This is a genomic window from Vibrio sp. YQ_11, from assembly GCF_043103065.1.
GTDB lineage: Bacteria > Pseudomonadota > Gammaproteobacteria > Enterobacterales > Vibrionaceae > Vibrio > Vibrio parahaemolyticus.
Window position 1 is genome coordinate 216289 of the sequence record NZ_JBICJM010000036.1, and the last position, 20470, is coordinate 236758.

General features: G+C 46.2%; 19 protein-coding genes. 8 read left to right on the plus strand and 11 right to left on the minus strand.

All coding sequences use genetic code 11. The features are described 5' to 3' along the window. Nucleotides 1–33: 33 nt before the first annotated feature. Nucleotides 34–1128, minus strand: coding sequence for a ketoacyl-ACP synthase III (locus ACF8EG_RS15460; RefSeq protein ID WP_021450860.1), 1095 nt, complete (start codon nucleotides 1126–1128; stop codon nucleotides 34–36). A gap of 166 nt (nucleotides 1129–1294) precedes the next feature. On the opposite strand from ACF8EG_RS15460, the gene trxC reads away from it, so the two are divergent. After that, nucleotides 1295–1729 carry a thioredoxin TrxC gene (gene trxC, locus ACF8EG_RS15465; RefSeq protein ID WP_069507163.1) on the plus strand — a complete coding sequence of 145 codons (435 nt, stop codon included), beginning with the start codon at nucleotides 1295–1297 and terminating at the stop codon, nucleotides 1727–1729. A gap of 176 nt (nucleotides 1730–1905) precedes the next feature. Next, on the plus strand, nucleotides 1906–3066 hold the full coding sequence (locus ACF8EG_RS15470; protein ID WP_005460918.1) for an MFS transporter: 1161 nt from the start codon (nucleotides 1906–1908) through the stop codon (nucleotides 3064–3066). A gap of 53 nt (nucleotides 3067–3119) precedes the next feature. Here the strand turns inward: ACF8EG_RS15470 and ACF8EG_RS15475 are convergent, their stop codons facing one another. After that, nucleotides 3120–4013, minus strand: a complete 894-nt coding sequence (locus tag ACF8EG_RS15475) for a helix-turn-helix transcriptional regulator (RefSeq protein ID WP_053316402.1) — start codon at nucleotides 4011–4013, stop codon at nucleotides 3120–3122. A gap of 90 nt (nucleotides 4014–4103) precedes the next feature. On the opposite strand from ACF8EG_RS15475, the gene ACF8EG_RS15480 reads away from it, so the two are divergent. Then, nucleotides 4104–5450, plus strand: a complete 1347-nt coding sequence (locus ACF8EG_RS15480) for an MATE family efflux transporter (RefSeq protein WP_392412386.1) — start codon at nucleotides 4104–4106, stop codon at nucleotides 5448–5450. Here ACF8EG_RS15480 and ACF8EG_RS15485 read toward each other — a convergent pair. Both ACF8EG_RS15485 and ACF8EG_RS15490 read right to left on the minus strand, forming a co-directional pair. Next, nucleotides 5437–5832, minus strand: a complete 396-nt coding sequence (locus ACF8EG_RS15485) for a nitrous oxide-stimulated promoter family protein (RefSeq protein WP_029802317.1) — start codon at nucleotides 5830–5832, stop codon at nucleotides 5437–5439. The two genes, ACF8EG_RS15480 and ACF8EG_RS15485, sit on opposite strands and share 14 nt — an antisense overlap. A gap of 44 nt (nucleotides 5833–5876) precedes the next feature. Continuing rightward, a complete protein-coding gene (locus tag ACF8EG_RS15490) occupies nucleotides 5877–6356 on the minus strand; it encodes a GNAT family N-acetyltransferase (RefSeq protein WP_392419526.1) in 480 nt (159 codons plus the stop codon). Nucleotides 6357–6428: 72 nt separating this feature from the next. Between ACF8EG_RS15490 and ACF8EG_RS15495 the strand changes: the two genes are divergently transcribed. After that, a complete protein-coding gene (locus ACF8EG_RS15495) occupies nucleotides 6429–6611 on the plus strand; it encodes a DUF2986 domain-containing protein (RefSeq protein WP_005480281.1) in 183 nt (60 codons plus the stop codon). A gap of 52 nt (nucleotides 6612–6663) precedes the next feature. On the opposite strand, the gene ACF8EG_RS15500 is transcribed toward ACF8EG_RS15495, so the two are convergent. Beyond that, on the minus strand, nucleotides 6664–8841 hold the full coding sequence (locus ACF8EG_RS15500) for a TonB-dependent receptor (protein ID WP_069507166.1): 2178 nt from the start codon (nucleotides 8839–8841) through the stop codon (nucleotides 6664–6666). A 90-nt stretch (nucleotides 8842–8931) separates the two neighbouring features. Continuing rightward, nucleotides 8932–9669, minus strand: coding sequence for a siderophore ferric iron reductase (locus ACF8EG_RS15505; RefSeq protein WP_029802319.1), 738 nt, complete (start codon nucleotides 9667–9669; stop codon nucleotides 8932–8934). Between the two features lie 418 nt (nucleotides 9670–10087). On the opposite strand from ACF8EG_RS15505, the gene ACF8EG_RS15510 reads away from it, so the two are divergent. Next, complete coding sequence (locus ACF8EG_RS15510; protein ID WP_005460955.1) at nucleotides 10088–11419, plus strand: anaerobic C4-dicarboxylate transporter; 1332 nt, start codon at nucleotides 10088–10090, stop codon at nucleotides 11417–11419. 88 nt (nucleotides 11420–11507) lie between these two features. Here ACF8EG_RS15510 and ACF8EG_RS15515 read toward each other — a convergent pair whose 3' ends face one another. Beyond that, on the minus strand, nucleotides 11508–11996 hold the full coding sequence (locus tag ACF8EG_RS15515; RefSeq protein WP_069507170.1) for an NYN domain-containing protein: 489 nt from the start codon (nucleotides 11994–11996) through the stop codon (nucleotides 11508–11510). 117 nt (nucleotides 11997–12113) lie between these two features. Here ACF8EG_RS15515 and ACF8EG_RS15520 point away from each other — a divergent pair, with 117 nt between their 5' ends. Further along, the gene (locus ACF8EG_RS15520) at nucleotides 12114–12554 is read left to right on the plus strand and encodes a DUF4174 domain-containing protein (RefSeq protein WP_069507172.1); all 441 of its coding nucleotides are present in this window, start codon (nucleotides 12114–12116) and stop codon (nucleotides 12552–12554) included. A gap of 44 nt (nucleotides 12555–12598) precedes the next feature. On the opposite strand, the gene cobA is transcribed toward ACF8EG_RS15520, so the two are convergent. The 4 genes from cobA to nirB form a co-directional block, all read right to left on the minus strand. Then, nucleotides 12599–13357: a uroporphyrinogen-III C-methyltransferase gene (gene cobA / locus ACF8EG_RS15525; RefSeq protein WP_069507174.1), complete on the minus strand. Its 759-nt coding sequence runs from the start codon at nucleotides 13355–13357 to the stop codon at nucleotides 12599–12601. Between the two features lie 173 nt (nucleotides 13358–13530). Then, a complete protein-coding gene (locus ACF8EG_RS15530; RefSeq protein ID WP_015313275.1) occupies nucleotides 13531–14379 on the minus strand; it encodes a formate/nitrite transporter family protein in 849 nt (282 codons plus the stop codon). Nucleotides 14380–14581: 202 nt separating this feature from the next. After that, nucleotides 14582–14905: a nitrite reductase small subunit NirD gene (gene nirD / locus ACF8EG_RS15535; protein ID WP_005460996.1), complete on the minus strand. Its 324-nt coding sequence runs from the start codon at nucleotides 14903–14905 to the stop codon at nucleotides 14582–14584. A gap of 13 nt (nucleotides 14906–14918) precedes the next feature. Next, the gene (nirB, locus tag ACF8EG_RS15540) at nucleotides 14919–17483 is read right to left on the minus strand and encodes a nitrite reductase large subunit NirB (RefSeq protein WP_069507176.1); all 2565 of its coding nucleotides are present in this window, start codon (nucleotides 17481–17483) and stop codon (nucleotides 14919–14921) included. 439 nt (nucleotides 17484–17922) lie between these two features. Here nirB and rnk point away from each other — a divergent pair, with 439 nt between their 5' ends. Both rnk and ACF8EG_RS15550 read left to right on the plus strand, forming a co-directional pair. Continuing rightward, complete coding sequence (gene rnk / locus ACF8EG_RS15545) at nucleotides 17923–18330, plus strand: nucleoside diphosphate kinase regulator (RefSeq protein WP_005480352.1); 408 nt, start codon at nucleotides 17923–17925, stop codon at nucleotides 18328–18330. Between the two features lie 434 nt (nucleotides 18331–18764). Further along, nucleotides 18765–20399 (plus strand): hypothetical protein, encoded by a 1635-nt coding sequence (locus ACF8EG_RS15550; protein WP_015313276.1) that lies wholly within the window; start codon nucleotides 18765–18767, stop codon nucleotides 20397–20399. Nucleotides 20400–20470: the final 71 nt, after the last annotated feature.

The following is a 20470-nucleotide window of genomic DNA, read 5'->3' on the forward strand; positions in this document are numbered from 1 at the left end:
CTTTGCAATATCATCTATGTTAACGAACGTTCATTAAACTTCGTCACGACGACGTTCGTTACAAAGCTTGATAGCGCGCTCAAGTAATTCTAGCGCGGATTTTTCACACTCAGGCAGAGCCGCATCACTTTCACCAATTGGCGTTACGCGGTCACCCCACTTCAGCACTGCTGCACCCCACGTCAAACCTGCACCAAACGCAGCCAGAAGCATGTTATCGCCAGGATTTACTCGGCCTTGCTCTACCGCCTCACACAATGCAATTGGCACCGTTGCCGCAGAGGTATTGCCGTAGTTTTGAATGTTCACAAACGCTTTGTCTTGAGGAATACCGGAAAGGTCGCACAGCGTTTGAATAATACGGATGTTCGCTTGATGCGGAATCACGACATCAATTTGTTCCGTCGTCAACTGAGATGCTTTCAGTACGGTTTTCGCCGCTAGGCCCATGCCTTTCACTGCGCGTTTGAAGATCTCTTGACCCACAAAGTTGAAATCCCAGTAACCGTTATCTTCCGCAAAGCGGTCCATACAAGTACCAAACTTCGGTACAGAAAGAATATCGCGACCTTTGGCATCACAACCAATTTGCGATTGCAGCAAGCCCGTTTCTTTCTCTGTGCGAGATAGAACCACCGCACCCGCGCCGTCACCAAATAGAACCGCGGTATCACGCATCGCCCAGTCAATGTAGAAAGACAAGCGTTCCGCACCGATGATGATGGCGTGTCGGTAGTTACCGGACTGAATCAAACGCGTGCCCGTTTCTAGGCCGTATACAAAACCGGTACATGCAGCGTTTAAGTCGAAAGCCGCCGCTGAGCGAATGCCCAGATTTTGCTGCACTTTAGACGCAATGTTTGGAATAAGTGAATCAGGAGAGCACGTTGCAACAATGATTAGGTCGATTTCGCTTGCTTCAACGCCTGCTCTTGCCAACGCATGCTGAGCAGCTACTGTCGCCATATCTGAAGTATTTACATGGCTAATACGGCGATTTTCGATACCTGTTCGGGTGCGAATCCACTCATCTGAAGTATCAAGGAAAGTGCTAAGATCATCGTTAGAGAGCACGGTTGGCGGAACACATTTCCCCCAACCTGTAATTTCAGCGTAGTAATTTGTCATCGCAGACCTATTTATTGTTGTATTTTAATGAAATATCTAAGAACCTGATCCGGTTCTATTATAAAACTTGCTATTCCATAAAATTTGCAAGTAAAAAGAAAGTATACGCATTATGAAGCTGACTGGTAAGTCATGTTTTCATCAAGTTGTTATAAAGGAAGAAGTCATGTCATCGTTTAAAACTCGTTGCCCATCTTGTGGCGGTTTAAATCGTGTCCCTAATGAGCGTGTTGCAGAATCTGCAACGTGCGGTAAATGTAAGAGCCCGCTTTTAGATGGCGCGCCTATTGAAGGTACACTCGATAACTTTTCTGCACTATTAGAAAGCTCAACGCCAGTTGTTGTCGATTTTTGGGCTCCATGGTGCAATCCGTGCGTCGGCTTTGCTCCTGTTTTCTCGGATGTCGCGCAAGAACAATCAGGAACGGCTCGTTTTGTAAAGATTGATACTGAAGCCCAACAACAGCTTGCGGCGCAATTTGGTATTCGCAGCATTCCAACCATCATGGTATTTAAGAACGGTCAGCGCGTTGATATGCTGAATGGTGCGTTGCCTAAATCGCAGTTTGATCAATGGTTAAATCAAGCACTTACAAAATAATTCTAGCCTTGAGCCTGCCAGTCTGGCAGGCTTTTTTATGCAGCAAATTGCCATATAATATCGACAAATTTTATTTGTCGATACGACACAAATTTATCATTTTACATGCCTACTAATTAGCCTCATATTCGCGCCGAATAACCCCTAGATTTCTCTTAATTTATAGGCGCAAAACATTGGAAAACACAGTCGTTTCTGCAGCATCACCACGAGTTACAGTTCCAGTCGTCGCACTGTCTCTTTACGCGGTTGCTTCAGGCTATTTGATGAGCTTGATCCCACTCATGCTCGGCGAATACAACATCTCTGCTGATTACGCGAGTTGGTTGGCGAGCGTGTTTTATGGCGGCTTGTTGATTGGTGCCATGTTTATCGAACGTATTGTTCGTAATGTTGGCCACCGCAAAGCATTTATTGGCTGTTTGGCTGCCTTTTCGCTCACTATCGTTGCTCTACCAGCATTCCCGAATGGCCTAGTTTGGCTCGTTGCGCGCTTTATTGCTGGTGTAGCAGTTGCAGGTGTGTTCGTGATCGTTGAATCCTGGTTGATGTCAGGCGACGAAGCATCACGCGCAAAACGCCTAAGCCTATACATGCTTTCTCTATACGGCGGCTCGGCTCTAGGTCAATTTGGTATTGGCGTTCTTGGCGTAAGTGGCGGCGTACCCTTTGTTGCGATTACAACATTGATCCTAATGGCGATGCTGGTACTGATGTTTATTGATTGCGAACAACCGAACAGCCATGAATCGACTTCATTGTCATTCAAACAGATTGCAAAACTCAATCATGCAGCGATCATCGGTTGCGTCGTATCTGGTTTAACCTTGGGTGCGATTTACGGCCTTATGCCTGTTGAATTGGCGAACCGTAAAATTACCCACCAAGACATTGGTACGCTTATGGCGTTGGTGATCCTTGGCGGTATGTTGGTTCAACCTATGGTGACCACATTAAACAAATACATGAGCCGAACAGTCTTAATGGCGTTCTTCTGTATTTTGGGTATTTTCTCTATCGGTTTGACGTTCATCTCTACGTCTACCGCAGTGTTGGCGGCGTCGCTTTTCCTATTGGGCATGGCCACGTTTGCTCTATATCCAGTGGCAATCAACCTCGGCTGTGAAGGACTTGATGAACGCTTTATTGTCTCTGCAACTCAAGTCATGCTGTTTAGCTACAGCGTAGGCTCAGTAGCAGGCCCAGTAGTCGCAGACAAATTTATGGGCCAAGTACACGGCTTGTTGGGTTACTTGTTTGCGGCTTTGGTAGCGACATGCGTTTACATGTTGCTTGCAGCGAGCAAAACCAAACAGCAAATGGCTGCGGGCCTATAAAGCTAAAACAACCAAATGACCATTGAAAACGAGGGCTATCTGCCCTCGTTTTTTTATGCGTTTTCCATTAACTGCTTTCGATAACGTGTTGGTGAAATGCCGTAGAACTTCTTAAATCGATGCGTAAAGTTGTACGGGTCTCGGTATCCCAATCTATTGGCAATCATCGCAATTGACCACGCCCGGTATTGCAACAAGTCCGCAGCTTTGTGCATTCGCAGCTCGATCAACTTGCTCCTCGGACTCATATTGAAGAGCTGTTTCGACAAACGGTTTAGCTGTTCTTCACTAATAAAACATCGCTTAGCCATTTCACTGACAGTCCAAGGCAAATGCAGTTGCCCTTCTATCTCATTAAACAAGGTCTGAACACGCGAAAGCGACGTACTGATTGGCGTTTCTACACTTTGCACCAACCGTTGAACTTCACTGATCAATAACTGACGAAAACCAGAGCGTCCGCCGATTTCGTTGTAGAGTAAGGTCATCAACGACCAAATCTGTTCTGAGCCACGAAATGGAATCACGCACTGGCCAAGATCATTGAGATGATGCCATGCAGGTGCATTTTGCGGCAGCAACCAGACCATTTTCCAACTTCCCAAACGCGGGTTGATCTCGAAACGAAAGCAAGTGTCTACGGGCAAGATGGTCAGCGTGTAGGGTTCGATCTCCTTAACGCAATTCGGCGTAATCAACACACCGCCGCCTTCTAACGTGAATAACAACGTATGCACGCCCACCTTGTCGCGCTCAACGTGATAACCGTCGTGCAGCTCAGCCAATCCCGCCATAAAAATATCGGCACGTTGCCATTCTGGAATTTCCGTTAGCGTAAGAAAACGTTCTTTGCACGCAGGCGCAAGGTAGACGTCATCGTGCCACTCATGTTGAGGAGAGAATTGACCAATGACGGATTCGCACAGGTTTTGTCGATTTTCGAACATGTATTTATGCCTCGGTTGGTTTTATATTCCCCCACAAAATGAGGAGTGACTATGACGAACAATACTGACATCAAAAATCAAGCAAATCCTATGTCTGGCGACTTGTTACGTCAGATTATTCGCTTAGGTTTTCCTGTCGCAATCCAAAGCGCGCTTGTCGCGATATTGGCATTGGCTGATGTTCTCATGGTTAGTGACTTTGGTAAAGAAGCGACAGCGGCTGTGGGAATTGCGTCAAAATGGCATTTCGTGGCGATCATGATCATGGCCGGTCTAGCCTCTGCCAACGGCACGCTCGTTGCTCAATATTGGGGGCGAAATGATGCCGTCAGTGCCAAAACCGTCACTGGAATCGCCATCCGATTTGGCTTAAAAGTGCTTATCCCAGTGACGTTGATCATCACGCTTGGTAGCGAACTCATCATACGTTTACAAACCAGCGATACACGAGTGATTGAGTTGGGTGCGACTTACTTGTGGTATGCGTTTCCGGTGCTGTTGCTTACGCATATCGTCATCGTGCTCGAAGCCAGCATGCGCTCCTCGGGAGACACCGTCACTCCGCTATTAATGGGGGCAATGACCATCGTCCTTAATATTGGTTTGAATTTCTGGTTAATCAAAGGCGGCTTTGGCATCCCAGCAATGGGGGTCGCTGGTGCGGCATTCGCTACGACCATTTCTCGTTTGTTCCAAGTACTCGCCATGATTGCCTACATGCGTTGGCGGAAGCACTGGTTGCTGGAAGTAAAAGAAGGCTCTGAACGCCCTTCGCTGTGGCTGTCTTATCGTCGTCTTGCGCTGCCAATGACGCTAGGTGCGCTACTTTGGGCAATCGGCACCATGGTTTATCAGATGATTTTTGGCCACATGGGGACAACCGAATTGGCGGTGTTTAGTATGCTCGGCCCATTTGAATCACTCTGTTACTCGATTTTCTTTGGGATCTCTGTGGCATGCTCTGTGATAATTGGTCAATCCTTGGGGCGTGATGCCTTTGAGCAAGCTGAATACATGGCAAAATTCTTTATCAAAGCAGTCTTTGTGTTTGGTATTTCCATCGGAGCACTGTTGCTTCTTAATCGTGAGTTGATCATTGCAGCATTGAATTTAGATAACCCTGAGCTTTACCCACTCGCAGCCCCTGCGGTGATGATTTTGTGCTGCGCGATTTGGTTGCGTATGTTGAACATGATCATCATTAACGGGATTATTCGAGCTGGTGGCGACAACGTATTCTGCTTACGCATGGACTTTATCGCCATGTGGATGACAGGCTTACCACTTTGTGCAATCGCTGCGTTTGTTCTTGGTTGGGAGTTTAAGTACGTGTATGCACTGATGATTGCAGAGGAAGTCGTTAAGTTGGCGTTGTGTTATCGTCGATATACGCAAAAGTATTGGATAAAGAATCTAACCGTCGTTACGACTTCTTAGTATCGCGTTCTTCATTGATTCTTTTGTGGCGGTTCGATGCATTGGCAGCTGGTTTTTCAGGAACCTCGCGTTTCTCGTGCAGCAGGTGCCGAACTGCCAGAATCGGATGTTTGAGTAACATTCTCGGGCCTGAATAGCGCATCACTAAACGCATCTGTTCTTTAGGTTCGGGTTTATAGCAGTGGATTGGGCACTTGTTACACGTCGGTTTTTCTTCTCCGTATGGGCATCGGTCCAATCGCACTTCCGCGTAATCAAGCAGTTCACGGCATTCGCTGCACAGCGCATCTTTGGTTCCATGATGATCATGGCAATACACCTCCACCATCGCTTTGACGGTTTTAAATTCGATGGCGAGTTTGCCAAGTAAAATATCGCTCATGGTATTGCCCAAAATCACAGTTGGAGAGTGTAGAGTTCTAAAGTTCAGCCATTATCATATTGCTGCTCAACACGTTCAAATTCGAAACCGAGTTTTTTCAGCAAACTTATACTACGAATATTATCATTATTCGTAATCGCGACCAGTTGACTAAGTTGCATCGCTTGTTTCGCGTACTCGACTACTGCCTTTGCTGCTTCTATAGCAAAACCTTGGCCGTAAGCTGAAGGAAGAAAACCATAGCCGATGTCGTAAGCGTTCAAGGTATCACGCTTCACTAACCCACAAATGCCTAGCGGCTGTTTTGTCTGCTTATCTTCAACCACCAGCAAGCTCACACCTTTCTTTTCTTCCATACGCAGCATGTTCTCTTTGATGTAACGATCCGCTTCGTAATCGGTTCGCATTTGCTTATCCCCAACAAAGCGATAAAAGTCAGGGTGGTTGTAGAGCTCCAATATAAATGGCGCATCATCTACACTCACTAGACGCAGTATCAATCGTTCGGTGGTCAAAGTTTTCATACGAACTCCATTATGGTTGTAACTTGGATGAAAAATCACTATCCTGCCCCGCTAAATTAAAGGACCAACACCATGAACCGCAAGAAGAAAATCAATCAGATCTTAAAAGCGAAGCAGAAGAAGCACAACGCGAAGCTGCATAAAAGCAACAAACCGCGCTACATCTCTAAAGCTGAGCGCGCGAAAATGGAAGCCGAAGAACAACAGCAATCTTCTGAAAACGTTGTAGAGACAGCAACTGCTGACCAAGCTTAAAAAGAAAAGCCGCATAATGCGGCTTTTTTACTTTTAGAAAAGAATATTGAACTTAGTATTCAAGGCTGTAGTTCAGTGTAAACGTGCGACCTCGACCTTTGTAATCATACGCCGCCGCATCGTAGTGAGCGGCGTACAAGATCTGTGCACGTTGACCCCAAGCCGTGGTGTAATCTTCATCAAGCAGGTTTTGAATACCAAAGCCAAGTTGACCAACTGGCAAATTCACATTGCCCAGCAGATCAAACGTGGTGTAACCATCAAGCTTGTTGTTGGCATCATCTTCGTAATCAAACATCGTTTGGCTTTGTAGACGCACTGAATAATCATCCTGATAATAAGCCGCCCACGCGTTCGCTTTTGATGTGCTTGCTTTACCTGCGCTTAAGTCTTCCCACTTCCCGTTAGTTTTTAGCTCAGACACGACATAATGACCAGAAGCACCCAGTAGGATGTCGCTGCTTACCCAATAATTGATGTTTGCTTCTGCGCCGTACACGCGTTGCTCGTCATCGACGTTGGTAATTAGAAGCGTCTTTTTATCGTACTTGATGGAGTTATCCGACACCGAGTAGTAACCCGCCGCTTGCAGTGCGACAGTATCGGTATCTAAGCGATAACCAATTTCGTAGCTGTCCGTTTTAATGCCCGACATTTTTGAATCGGCTACGTTGATGCTGTCTTTGAGTGCGTAGTGCCCGTTGGCATCAACGGCCTCGTAGCTGCCTTGACCGTAGTATTTCGCTGGGTCTGCTAATTCAAAACCTTGTGAGAAGTTCGCCCACAATTGAGATTCATCATTCAACTGATAAATTGTCCCAACATTAAACAAACTCACCGAGTAATCAGTACTGCCACCCGGCACTGCATCGGCAGACACACCTTTGCCCGAAACAATGTTCTTCTGCACGCTGTATGCGACAAAATCATCAATCTTGTTGTCCATATATTGATAACGGTATCCCGCCTGCACAGACCAATCTTGATTGATTTGGTAATCACCTTGCACAAACATCGCGTAAGATGTTACGTCTACACCAGGATAACGCCCCACTTCCGCATACGTTCGGTTAATTAGGTTACCTGAGTTGTCTGCAATGGTTTTGTCGAACAAAGCTTGGTTGCTATCGAATCGATCTAGGTATGCATCCACACCGTAAACGGCACTGAATGCCCCCCAACTTTTCGCCAGCGCTAAACGCCCCGCAAACACTTCGGTTTCTTGCTGTGAAGAGCTTTGGTAATACGGTGTAAAGGTTTGATCTTCGCTACGGTAAGACAATTCACCAATCAATTGATGACCGAATACGTTGTCGTGTGCATAGTTTGCACTTAAAAGTACACGCTCTGTACCATGCTCACGATCGGAATCGAACCCTTTTCGCACATCAACAAATTTGCTATTAACAATGTACAAGCCGTATGGCGAATCTTGCTGGCTGTCATAGTATTGCGCGACTAGGTTTAGCTTGCTGGCATCGGAGATTTGGATCTCTGCCGAACCCATAACATCAAGCGTTGAGTTGTATTGCAGAGAACCTTGAGAAATGTCTGGCGTGACAATGTCACCATTTCCGTCAAATGCACCTTGTGTCTCGGAATACACCACAGAGCCACGTGCTTTTACGATGTCATTCCCACCAGCAACGGATTGTGCGACTTTGTAGTCAAAATCATCGCTGCTGTTGAAGCCTGACGTACCGCCGACAAAAGATTCAAACGCCAATTCATCTGAGTACGCTTTTTTAGTGATGATGTTAATGACACCACCCGTCGCACCAGCCCCATAAATGGAGCTCGCGCCTGAAAGCACTTCAATTCGTTCGATGTTGAACGGGTCAATCGCATCCAATTGACGACTGATAGGACGAGAAGATTGCAGAGAAACGCCATCAATCATGACCAGCATGGCTCTGCCACGCAGATTTTGGCCGTAGTTTGTCCGGCCGCCAGTGCCAACATCTAAAGAAGGGATCGTCGCAGAAAGAATATCACCCAGAGTTTTACCTGCTCGGTATTGTTGAGCAATTTCTTCTTGCCCTACAAACCAAACCGTACCGGGAATATCAGAAATGGATTTTGGCATGACGCTGCCAACCACAACTAACTGTTCATCTGCTGCGTTTTGAGACGCCAGTTGCTGAGCTTGTTCCGCAGCCAATGCGTGCGCTGCATATCCACTGCTCATCGCTAATACGATGAGGTTTAAAGAGAACTTCCTATTTGTCATTGTATTTATCTTTTTGTTGTAGCCAAAGAATCGACAATGATACTTATTATCAATAACAAATCGAGCACTGTTACATAGGTTAACAAGTTGTTAACCATTGCTCTTTTGCATGATTAACTGACGGTTTTTTGCTGCTCTAGGGCAGTCCTCGCAGAGCTTTCTTCCTTCACACTTGTACACCAAGCAGCAGCTTTTTCTGACCAATTTGAGCGGTTGCTCGTGAGGCACACCATGCAAAGCATCGATATGACGCTCATCCAGCCCCAGAGCACTAAGCCACAAGCTAGCGTGCTCTTTAATGATGGCATCGGTCAGTTGAGGGAAATGTTGCTGTAACCTTAACAAGCACGCCAAAATACCGTCTGACATCAACTGATGAGTAAACCCCGGACGAATGCGAATCCACTCGTTCATCTGTTCTTGATAAAAATCGAACAAAGCTCGAATTTGACGCCCTGCCTGCGTAATCAATATTGTGTGATCACCTTGAATATGTTCCTGATCCGCAAAGCGAAATCCTCTTACAAAGCAGGGCTGTAAGTACTGCGCCATATTGCGTAAATTCGGGAGCGATTGAAAACCGTAGATAGAGACAAGCGCAACGTAGATTGGCTGCCAACAGAGCAAATCCCATGTTCTTGTGAGCCAATACGCCCTTCCGGCCTCTGGATACGTTTCAGAAAGTTGACGATACAACTCTTGAACGATGGGATTGATATCATTATCGATATGAATGGCATCCGACTCAATGCGACCAATATCGCCATGTAAATAAGGAGTGATGGTTTGCGATGTTTGAAAGAGTTGCGGGAAAAATGGCTCGGACATGATTGCGTGCGGTTACGGTTTGAGATCTGCCCCCTTTATACTTAACCATGAATCGCAATGCAAACTATTATCTTTTGTATTTGTGCATTTTATATACCGTTGACCGGCGCGACAAGTCAGTATCTATTTCGTTGCTCAACCACTTGAGTAAAACGACACACTATAAAATTCAACAAATGATTAAATCATCAGCAGGTTTTGAGGTATTTCGATTTAAAAATGCCACAGCATAAAAACACCTTGGTAAAAGTTCTGTAACAGTTCGCTCTGATAGCGTGAGTTATTGCCAATAATTGAATCTTGCTGTTTCTTATCCAGCGGAATGTGAACAACATGAAGTATTTTCCATCTGAATATCGGGACAATATAACTAGGTAATTTGGCTATATAGCCCTCTGTTTTGAATAAGGAAATCCACATGTTGTATCTTGAGTTTCTATTTTTGCTCGTGATGCTGTATATCGGCTCACGCTATGGTGGTATCGGCCTCGGGGTCGTATCTGGTATTGGTTTGGTGATTGAAGTCTTTATCTTTAAGATGCCGCCAACCTCCCCTCCTGTCACCGTTATGTTGATCATCCTAGCGGTTGTAACATGTGCATCGATTCTTGAAGCCGCAGGCGGTTTGAAATACATGCTTCAGGTTGCCGAACGTGTGCTTCGTAAAAACCCAAAACGCGTCACCCTGATCGCTCCTTTTGTGACTTACTTTATGACTTTCTTGCTCGGTACAGGTCACGCGGTTTACTCCATTATGCCAATCATTGGCGACGTTGCATTGAAAAACGGCATTCGTCCTGAGCGTCCAATGGCGGCGGCGTCTGTCGCTTCTCAAATCGCAATCACAGCCTCACCAATTTCAGCGGCTGTGGTTTACTACTTAGCGCAACTCTCTGATATTCAGCACGAGATCACTCTGCTTTCTATTTTGCTCGTTACGGTTCCAGCAACACTATTCGGTACGTTGCTAATGTCACTTTACAGCATCAAACGCGGTAAAGAACTGGAAGACGATGAAGAATACCAAGAGCGTTTGAAAGATCCTGTGTGGCGTGAAAAGATCCTCAACACAACTGCAACGTCTCTTGACGAAGTGCTACCAACAAGTGCTCGCAACTCTGTGTTGCTGTTCATCGCTTCTATCTTGGTTATCGTCGTTATCGCGATGTGGCCAGACATTCGTACCATTGTGGATGGCGCGAAGCCAATTAGCATGGCCGTTGTCATTCAAATGATGATGCTCTGCTTCGGCGGTATCATTCTTCTTGCAACCAAAACTGACCCGCGTGACGTGCCAAACGGTGTGGTATTCAAATCGGGTATGGTGGCGGCAATTGCTATCTTCGGTATCGCATGGATGTCTGATACTTACTTCCAATACGCAATGCCTCAATTCAAATCTGGCATTGTAGAGATGGTAACGAACTACCCTTGGACGTTCGCGCTTGCGTTGTTCATTGTATCGGTTGTGGTGAACTCTCAAGCAGCAACGGCTCGTATGATGCTGCCTGTTGGTCTTGGCTTGGGTCTGGATCCTGCACTGCTTATCGGTCTAATGCCAGCGGTGTACGGTTACTTCTTTATTCCAAACTACCCTTCTGATATCGCAACAGTCAACTTCGATACATCAGGTACAACTAAGATTGGTAAGTGGTACTTCAACCACTCATTTATGTCGGTAGGTTTGATTGGTGTGATCGGCGCGTGTTGCTTAGGTTACGTACTAGGACAAATCATCATTCCTTCATAAACAACCTGTAAAGTAAGATTGGAAGCCGAGTCATTGTACGCATAAGTACAGCCTGAATGACTCGCCTTTTCTTTGTCTAGTCTAATGATTACAGCAAGAAATCATCATCAATCGCGACGAAATTATCAGCACAATCAATCAAGGTTTGCGAGGTTAACCTTGGTACACCATAGACGGTGACCTTCTTGTTGTAGCGCTGCTGAATACGTTCCACCAGCAAACTGAAGTCGCCATCACCAGAAATCAAAATCACGCGGTCGACATCAGGCGCAATCTCAATCGCATCGAGCGTGATACCGACATCCCAATCCCCTTTGGCGCTGCCATCTCGACGCTGAATGTAAGGCTTCAACATCACCTCAAATCCCACACCTCTTAGAATGTGATGAAACTGGCGTTGCTTCGGATCGTTACTGGCAATGGCATAAGCTTTTGCGCTTACTACTTCCTTTTCTTGTGTCGCGACATACCAAAACTGGTTGTAATCAAAGTTACTGCGATACGCTTCACGACAAGTGTAATAAACGTTTTGAACGTCAACGAGAATGGCGATTTTTTCTTTGTGGTCTGATTGCATGGTGATCTCATACCGATAATTTGCCGCCTACCCTAAGCCAGATCGCCCAAAAGCACAATGAGCCAATTCCACTAAACTTAACGTATAAACGGAAAATCGCGTTTTTAGGAGTGAGTCATGGGTGGAAAGTTATTGGTGATACTGCTTTTGGGCGTCTTTGCCTCGACGGCACTCGGCTATCCTGCACACACTCAATACTGGCCGCATCGCAGTGTTCTGTATTTCGCGCCTGAAAATGATGATTACGTAAAACAGTTCTTGCTTGAAGCATTGATGCACGAGTGTGAGTTAGTTGATAGAGATGTCGTCACATTGGTGATCACAGAAGACGGCTACGCCGTGCCAAGCTGGCTTAAAGAAGAGTTTGATTTAAAGATACTCGCAGAGATCTACAGCGTGAAAAAAGGCGAGCACACTGCGATTTTGCTCGGTAAAGATGGCTTAGAAAAATACCGCTGGGGGGCAGAAACCGACTGGCAATACATTAACGATTTGATTGACCAAATGCCGATGCGAAAACAAGAGATGCAGAGGCAGCGAAGCCCCTGCGAAATCTGAAGCACTTGAGGAAATGAAGACTCGTGAAGAAACAGGATTCTTCGTTACTTTCCGAACCACGCCAACTTATTATGCAGCTGCGTAACGCTCCCCACCACTATCAATGCAGGGCTCACTGCTTGCTCTGCCATGCTAGACAGTTCATTTAGTTTACCTTGGAACACGCGTTGCTCTGGTCGCGTCCCATTTTCGATGATTGCGCATGACATTTCTGGGTCTAAGCCGTGCGTGATGAGCTTGTCCATAATGTGGCCGCTTTGCTTCAACCCCATATAGAACACAAGCGTGTTGTTTGATTGCGCTAACGAGTGCCATTCAATTTCGCGACCGTCTTTTTGCACGTGACCCGTGATGAATTGAACACTTTGCGCATGATCACGGTGCGTTAGTGGAATACCTGCGTAAGCCGTCGCCCCCGCCGCAGCGGTGATCCCCGGTACCACTTCGTATTGAATACCGTATTCTGCAAGCTCTTCCAACTCTTCACCGCCGCGTCCAAAGATAAATGAATCACCACCTTTTAGGCGCACAACGCGTTTCCCTTCTTGTGCTTTTTCCACCAAAATTTGGTTGATCTGATCTTGTGGTACGCAGTGAAAATCGAGCTTTTTCCCGACATAAATCATCTCTGCGGATGCCTGTGCTAACTCTAGAATCTCTTTCGATACCAAACGGTCATACACCACAACTTCAGCCGCTTGAATCGCTTTCAAACCTTTGACCGTCAGCAAGTCTGGATCGCCCGGACCTGCACCAACAAGAGAAACAAAGCCGCTGTTTAAAGATGAGTTCACAGTAGTCATATCAACGCCTATCGGAAAATTGGGATATAAAGAGTAACACTCACTTAATTGGCTTAGGGTTCAAACTACCCCAAGGAGTTATTACTTTTTATAGCTAAATCAATACAATATCTATCGAAAGTTAAATGAGTTGAATAGCCCTACCCACCAAAGGTAGGGCCAAATAAAGCGGTTTATTTTGCGATTGCAGGTTCTGCAATAACGTCCTCTTCAACACTTAGAGAAGGCGCTGTTTTCGCATGAGTTAGGTACAGTGGCAGACAAGTCATGACAAGACCACCGATGATGTTACCTAGAATGGTTGGGATTAAATTGAAGTTCAACCAAGTCGCGATACCAAAGTCCGCACCTAGAATCATACCTAGTGGGAATAGGAACATGTTTACCACCGTGTGCTCAAATACGAGTGCGAAGAAGATGAAGATTGGGAACCACATCATCGCCACGCGACCGGATACTGAACGCGCAGTCATGTTGCCAATCACGCCTAGACACACCATTAGGTTACAGAAGATACCGCGTACGAAACACGTGATCCATCCGTCCATACCCATGTTTTCAAAACCAAGGCTACGCGCGGTAGAAACAGCGACAAACTTCTTCGCTACCGCGTTGAGTTCTAGAGAAAAGTTACCGGTTAGAGAAATCGCCACAAGGTAAGCCACAATCAGAGAACCAATCAGGTTACCCAAACCTACCAGACCCCAGCAACGGAAAATGCGCCCCCAAGTGATGCCCGGACGGTTTGCAAACTTCGCCAAAGGCGCAAGACCAAATACGCCCGTAACTAGGTCGTAACCCATCACACTAAGAATCACAAAACCAACAGGGAAAACAAGTGCACCCACAAGGCCAATTCCCGTTTGCACCATCGCCGTAATCGCGACAACTACCGCTAACGACAAAATAATGCCGGCCATCGTGCCACGAAGCAGAAGGTCGCGCGTGCTTGTATTGGTTTTTGCTTCACCAACGTTGATCATGGTTTGCACGAATTCAGCAGGTTTAAAGTCTGTAGACATGAATGTGTCCTTATTCAAAATTGAAAGTTAAAAGTTGAAGATTGAATAGAGAAAGGCTTCCCGCTGACATCCACTGCTGTCGACATCATCTCGCTTCCCTGTCCCCCGGAAATGATGCGTGGAAAGCCTTTGTCTATTGAATCTATGAAACGGATACCGAAAGGCGAAGAAACATCCCTCCTCCACAGAGGAGGGATTAAACTTACGCTTGAATCTCGACTTCGCCGTTTGTCACGCGCGCTTTGTACGCTTTCACGTTAAAACGCTCGTCTTCCATACAAGCACCTGTTGTCAGGTTAAAGCGTTGCTTCTTAAGCGGGCTCGCCACCCAAAGCTCTCCTTGATGCTCACAAATCAAACCGCGAGAAAGCACGTTCGATTGGAAGAACGGGTCGGTGTTGCTGATAGCTAACACTTCTTCCGCTTCTGTTGGGCGAAATACCGCAACTTGCTGACCATTAACCAAAGCACAAACGCCAGTGCCCGGTACGATGTCGCTGATTTGGCAAATCTTTTCAAATGACATGTTCAACCTTCCCTTATGCTTCAGTGATCGCTACGTGTAGGATGTCGCCTTTCGCTTCAGGATGTTTCTCCGTGAAGGTCGCTGGGCGGTGCTGTTCGCGCTCTTGAACAAACACAACGTTGTCATCGCGCTTGTCAGAGTTAATGAAGTGTGCGAAACGAGTCAGTTGTGATGCGTCATTGATGGTTGCCGTCCACTCACACTCGTACTCGTCTACAAGCTTCGCTACGTCAGCTTCTAGTTGAGCGTTGATGCCAAGTTTGTCTTCAACAATCACTGCGCGTAGGTAGTCAACACCACCTTCCATGTTTTCCATCCAAACTGATGTGCGTTGTAGTGGCGCAGCAGTACGGATGTAGAACATCATGAAGCGGTCGATGTACTTGATTAGCGTTTCTTTATCTAGATCGCTGGCTAGTAAGTCTGCGTGACGAGGTTTCATGCCGCCGTTACCACAAACGTACATATTCCAACCTGCGTCAGTCGCGATGATGCCAAGGTCTTTACCTTGTGCTTCCGCACACTCACGAGTACAGCCAGAAACACCGAACTTCATCTTGTGAGGTGTACGAATGCCTTTGTAACGGTTCTCGATGTAAGAACCTAGACCAACAGAATCTTGAACGCCGTAACGACACCAAGTTGAGCCAACACAGGTCTTCGCCATACGAAGTGCTTTTGCGTACGCTTGACCTGTTTCGAAACCAGCGTCGATAAGCTTGCGCCAGATCTCTGGAAGATCGTCTTTTTGAGCACCAAACAGACCAATACGTTGAGCACCGGTTACTTTGGTGTATAGGTTGTATTCTGCAGCAACGTTCGCTAGCGCACCCAGTGCTTGAGGTGTTACTTCACCACCCGCCATACGTGGAATAACAGAGTAAGTACCGTCTTTTTGGATGTTACCTAGGAAGTTATCATTCGTGTCGTGCAGCTTAACCAGTTGTGGCTTAAGGATGTGCTCCCCCCAGCAAGAAGCCAAAATAGAACCAGCCAGTGGTTTACAAACTTCACAGCCGTAACCTTTACCGTATTTCTCTAGAAGCTCATCAAACGTTTTGATCTCTTCAATACGGATTAGGTGGAACAGCTCTTGGCGCGAGTAAGCAAAGTGCTCACACACGTCGTTCTTCACTTCGATACCCGATTTAGCAAGCTCTGCATTTAGAACAGAAGTGACTAGAGGAATGCAGCCACCACAGCCTGTACCTGCGCCAGTCACTGCTTTGATGTCACCCAATGTGTGGTGACCATCAGCAACCGCTTGAGCGATCTTGCCTTTGGTTACGTCGAAACATGAACAGATCACTGCGCTTTCTGGTAGTGCATCCGCACCGAGTGCTGGTTTCTCACCACCTGCGTGTGCAGGAAGGATCAAGGCATCTGGATGCTCTGGTAGGTCGATTTCGTTCAACATCAGTTGAAGCAGATCGCCGTAGTCAGACGTATCACCCACTAATACCGCACCGAGCAGTTTCTTGTTGTCTTCAGAAACGATAAGACGTTTGTAAACTTCTTGCTCTTCGTTTTGATAAACGTAGCTCTTACAACCTTCAGTGCGACCATTCGCATCACCGATAGAGCCCACTTTCACACCAAGCAGTTTTAGCTTCGCAGACATATCAGCGCCTTCGAATTTGCTTTCTGTGTTACCTAGTAGGTGATCAACCGCAACGGTCGCCATCTTGTAACCAGGAGCAACAAGGCCGTAGAACATTTCATTCCAAGACGCACACTCACCAATCGCGTAGATGTTCTCATCAGAAGTCTGGCAGTGGTCGTTGATGGCAACACCGCCACGAGGGCCAAGTTCTAGCTCCATTTGGCGAGCCAGTTTGTCTTGTGGACGAATACCCGCAGAAAATACGATGAAGTCTGTCTCTAACTCAGTGCCGTCAGCGAAACGCATGACGTTACGAGCATTTTTACCTTCTGCTGCAATCTCTAGCGTGTTTTTGCTGGTATGAACGTTCACGCCCATACGCTCGATTTTTTGACGAAGTTGATTACCACCAGCAAGGTCAAGTTGCTCAGCCATTAGCTTTGGCGCGAACTCAACGACGTGTGTTTCTACACCGAGTGCCTTTAGTGCGCCTGCAGCTTCAAGACCTAGCAGACCACCACCGATAACCACGCCTGATTTACTCTTCTTCGCACACGCTTCGATCGCTTTAAGATCTTCGATTGTGCGGTAAACAAAACAGTCTTTGCTTTCATGACCTTTGATAGGCGGAACAAATGGGAATGAGCCAGTAGCAAGAATCAGCTTGTCGTATTGAACTTCACGACCAGTGCTTGAGTAAACGATTCGGTTTTCACGGTTGATGTTAATCGCGCGTTCACCGATCAACATATTGATGCCGTGTTTCTCGTAAAAGCCTTCTTTAACTAGAGACAGTTCGTCAGCTGTGTGGTGAGAAAAGTAAGAGGAAAGGTGCACACGGTCGTATGCGACACGAGGTTCTTCACAGAAAACGGTGATATCCATTTGCGAGACATCCGCTTTCTCGACTAAGTCTTCGATGTAACGGTGCCCTACCATACCGTTACCGATAACTACTAGCTTCAACTTGCTCATTGTACTTCCTAAGGGTTAGGTTCTTATCACTGAGCGCATTGTTAATTGTGAAAGAAAATTAATACATGATGTAAATCAATTACAAATTCAAACTACCCCAAAGGGGTAGTCGGCTCTATTTGCTCCGTTTACGTATAAAATAAGGTAATTTATTAACGAATATTGGTAGTTTTTACAAAGATCGCTTATAAGCAATCAGCTGCCCATGATAAGTTATGGTTATAAAGAAGAATTTTGTACCGAACAGCGTTCGAAGTGTTTGATAGTTTTAGAAAAAATCAAGCCCCACAATAAAAATCTTTTACTAGCTAACAGATTGCATAAAGACTAGAATCAAAAGTAGTTCATATGGAATGAAAACCATGTGATTTATACCGTAATTGACATATAGAGCGCCGTCCCATGTTTATGAGGCGGCATTTTATTTGGGAGTCATAAAATGTCAGAAAACAACTCTATCTATATCTCAAGCTTAGATATGAACAGAATTACCGCCCTGCTGGATAAGATGCCAAACATCGCTGCAGAGCTTGTTGAGCTAGAAGCAGAGCTTGACCGCGCAACGGTTTTAGAACCAGAAGAGATGCCGTCGAATGTGGTCACCATGAACTCAACCGTTGAGTTTAAATTTGCGGGCGAAGAAAGAACCATGACCAAAACATTGGTCTACCCATCAGAGCTAAAAAGCAGTGATGACATTTCGATTTTTGCTCCTGTTGGTAGCGCACTAATCGGTTTGTCTGTGGGTCAAAAGCTCGATTGGCCAATGCCAAACAAACAAGTGAAGACGATTGAAATTGTCGATATCACATACCAACCTGAGCGTTGTGGTGCACTAAACCGCTAACCCTCAGGAGTCCCGGTGCAAAGGACATCGCAAGACTTTGCACCAGGAGAGCTTCTCGAACTTTCTCTTACATCGTCGCTTTTCACTTTCGGCTTCCCTCACGCTGCCTTGCTACTCTCTTCGCCAGCCTCTCCAACCTGTTCACGTGTGTTACACATTGTCCATCTGATACAGATTTCTGTCTTTTCAATCGAATTCATACGCTTATCGTTCCGTATCACCTAAGCACCGCAATCTAAACTGTTCACCTCGACAGTTTGAAATTATTTTTGTAAAACTTTTCAGTTGGTTAACTAACGGATTACTTCTTGCTTAACCCCTCCCGTACGTAACGAGCCCAGCGTCAATGGTGATGACGTGTTAATTGGAGACGCTCCTTGCCGTTATGAGCACCAATCGGCTCGTATCTTCTGTTTGGAAAAGGAGAAAGTAAGATGGACTTTAATAAACTGGTGATATTGGCTCGAGCATTTTGCTTGGGGCTGATATTGAGTGTGTTCGCCTCGCCGACTTGGGCGGTTCATGATCTGGGCACCTTCGAACTGGAAGGTAATGCAACAGACGACGCCGTTGCGGGGGACGATTGGGAAAATATTTACGATGGTAGCGACAGTGCCAACGTCGATACTGGGATTCTTCCCGATCCGTCACCTATCTCCATATTTACTGGTGGTCGAAAAGATATTCAAGACATATCAGAATGGTCTCACAAAGATGGTTCTGTACCAGATAAAGATGACTTAACCAATGCTTATGCTGCTGCCTACGGCGTCGATAACGGCGGTGGCGGTTCGGATTTGGTCATTTATTTTGGTGCCGACCGTTTTGCGAACGTAGGTGATGCCTTTATGGGTTTCTGGTTCTTCCAAGATGATGTCCAAGCCCTTGATGACGGTTCGTTCTCTGGTCAACACGTTGTGGGCGACGTTTTGGTATTGATTGATTATCCGCAAGGTGCGAATGATGAACCTTACGCCGCATTGGTAACTTGGGATCCAACCTGTTCAAAAGCGGACAGTAATGACCCTGCCCCTGGCGATTGTGCAGCCAAAAACTTACGCCTACAAGCGGAAACCAGTGGTGCAAACCCTGCTGACTGTTCTGCTGTCAATGATGGTGACTTTGGTTGTGCAACCACCAACAAAGGTGAAACACCAATCCCATCACCTTGGCCATACACTGCAAAAAACGGCACAATGAACGCTTTCCCATACGAAAGCTTCTATGAAGGTGGTGTAAACCTCACTCAACTGCTTGGCGGAATCGACGGCACAGCGTCTTGTTTCAGCAGCTTCATGGCTGAAACCCGTTCGTCTGCTTCATTCACCGCATCTTTGAAAGACTTCGTTTTAGGTCAATTCCAGTTATGTGGTATGGAACTTGTGAAAACATGTCCAACTGGTGCGTTATCACCAAGTGGTGACTCAATCATCTACAACTACGAGATCAAAGTAACCAATACTGGCTTTGGTGCACTTTACGATCTTTATGTTGAAGATATTACCGCTGGCGATTCATTCACTGCTGACGTTCTTGCCGCTGGCGAAACTGCAACATTTACTGGTTCCTTTGTTTCGCTCATCAACGGTGTAGAAAATGAGGCTACGGCGAGCGCAGCCATCAAAGATGGTGGCGAACCTGTGCTTACTAAGTCTGACACAGATAGCTGTCCTCCACTTACTCCAGTGGGCGCATTGAGTATCACTAAAGACTGTACAACCTACGTTGAAGAAAACGCATCTGGCGCGTACGGATTAAGAGTGAACTACGAAGGTAAAGTATGTAACGACAGTAAAGTGAAACTTAACGATGTGAAAATTACTGAAATGCATGACGGTATGACAGTCGTTAAAGATGTCGGTACTTTAAATCCTGAAAGTTGTATGAACTACGATGGCACCTACATCCCTGCTCCGGGTAGTGATGTTTCTGGTGGTCCGGTTGTTGCACATGATGTAAGAACCTTCAAAGACACCGTCGTTGCAGAAGGTGTTAACGCCATTACAGGTGTCACTGTCGATACAGGCATGCCTGTAGAGGCAAGCTGTCCACTATGTCCTGCACCGTAAGCAAGACAAACCCGATAGCAGCAATCCACAGTAAACAATAACGAAAAAGCCACCTTAAACATAAGGTGGCT

Coding starts and splice junctions, on each gene's coding strand:
- ACF8EG_RS15510 (WP_005460955.1), top strand. CDS start 10,088: ATGTTGTATCTTGAGTTTCTATTTTTGCTCGTGATGCTGTATATCGGC.
- ACF8EG_RS15500 (WP_069507166.1), bottom strand. CDS start 8,841: ATGACAAATAGGAAGTTCTCTTTAAACCTCATCGTATTAGCGATGAGC.
- ACF8EG_RS15495 (WP_005480281.1), top strand. CDS start 6,429: ATGAACCGCAAGAAGAAAATCAATCAGATCTTAAAAGCGAAGCAGAAG.
- ACF8EG_RS15485 (WP_029802317.1), bottom strand. CDS start 5,832: ATGAGCGATATTTTACTTGGCAAACTCGCCATCGAATTTAAAACCGTC.
- ACF8EG_RS15550 (WP_015313276.1), top strand. CDS start 18,765: ATGGACTTTAATAAACTGGTGATATTGGCTCGAGCATTTTGCTTGGGG.
- ACF8EG_RS15515 (WP_069507170.1), bottom strand. CDS start 11,996: ATGCAATCAGACCACAAAGAAAAAATCGCCATTCTCGTTGACGTTCAA.
- ACF8EG_RS15480 (WP_392412386.1), top strand. CDS start 4,104: ATGTCTGGCGACTTGTTACGTCAGATTATTCGCTTAGGTTTTCCTGTC.
- trxC (WP_069507163.1), top strand. CDS start 1,295: ATGTCATCGTTTAAAACTCGTTGCCCATCTTGTGGCGGTTTAAATCGT.
- rnk (WP_005480352.1), top strand. CDS start 17,923: ATGTCAGAAAACAACTCTATCTATATCTCAAGCTTAGATATGAACAGA.
- cobA (WP_069507174.1), bottom strand. CDS start 13,357: ATGACTACTGTGAACTCATCTTTAAACAGCGGCTTTGTTTCTCTTGTT.
- nirD (WP_005460996.1), bottom strand. CDS start 14,905: ATGTCATTTGAAAAGATTTGCCAAATCAGCGACATCGTACCGGGCACT.
- ACF8EG_RS15475 (WP_053316402.1), bottom strand. CDS start 4,013: ATGTTCGAAAATCGACAAAACCTGTGCGAATCCGTCATTGGTCAATTC.
- ACF8EG_RS15460 (WP_021450860.1), bottom strand. CDS start 1,128: ATGACAAATTACTACGCTGAAATTACAGGTTGGGGGAAATGTGTTCCG.
- ACF8EG_RS15490 (WP_392419526.1), bottom strand. CDS start 6,356: ATGAAAACTTTGACCACCGAACGATTGATACTGCGTCTAGTGAGTGTA.
- nirB (WP_069507176.1), bottom strand. CDS start 17,483: ATGAGCAAGTTGAAGCTAGTAGTTATCGGTAACGGTATGGTAGGGCAC.
- ACF8EG_RS15520 (WP_069507172.1), top strand. CDS start 12,114: ATGGGTGGAAAGTTATTGGTGATACTGCTTTTGGGCGTCTTTGCCTCG.
- ACF8EG_RS15530 (WP_015313275.1), bottom strand. CDS start 14,379: ATGTCTACAGACTTTAAACCTGCTGAATTCGTGCAAACCATGATCAAC.
- ACF8EG_RS15505 (WP_029802319.1), bottom strand. CDS start 9,669: ATGTCCGAGCCATTTTTCCCGCAACTCTTTCAAACATCGCAAACCATC.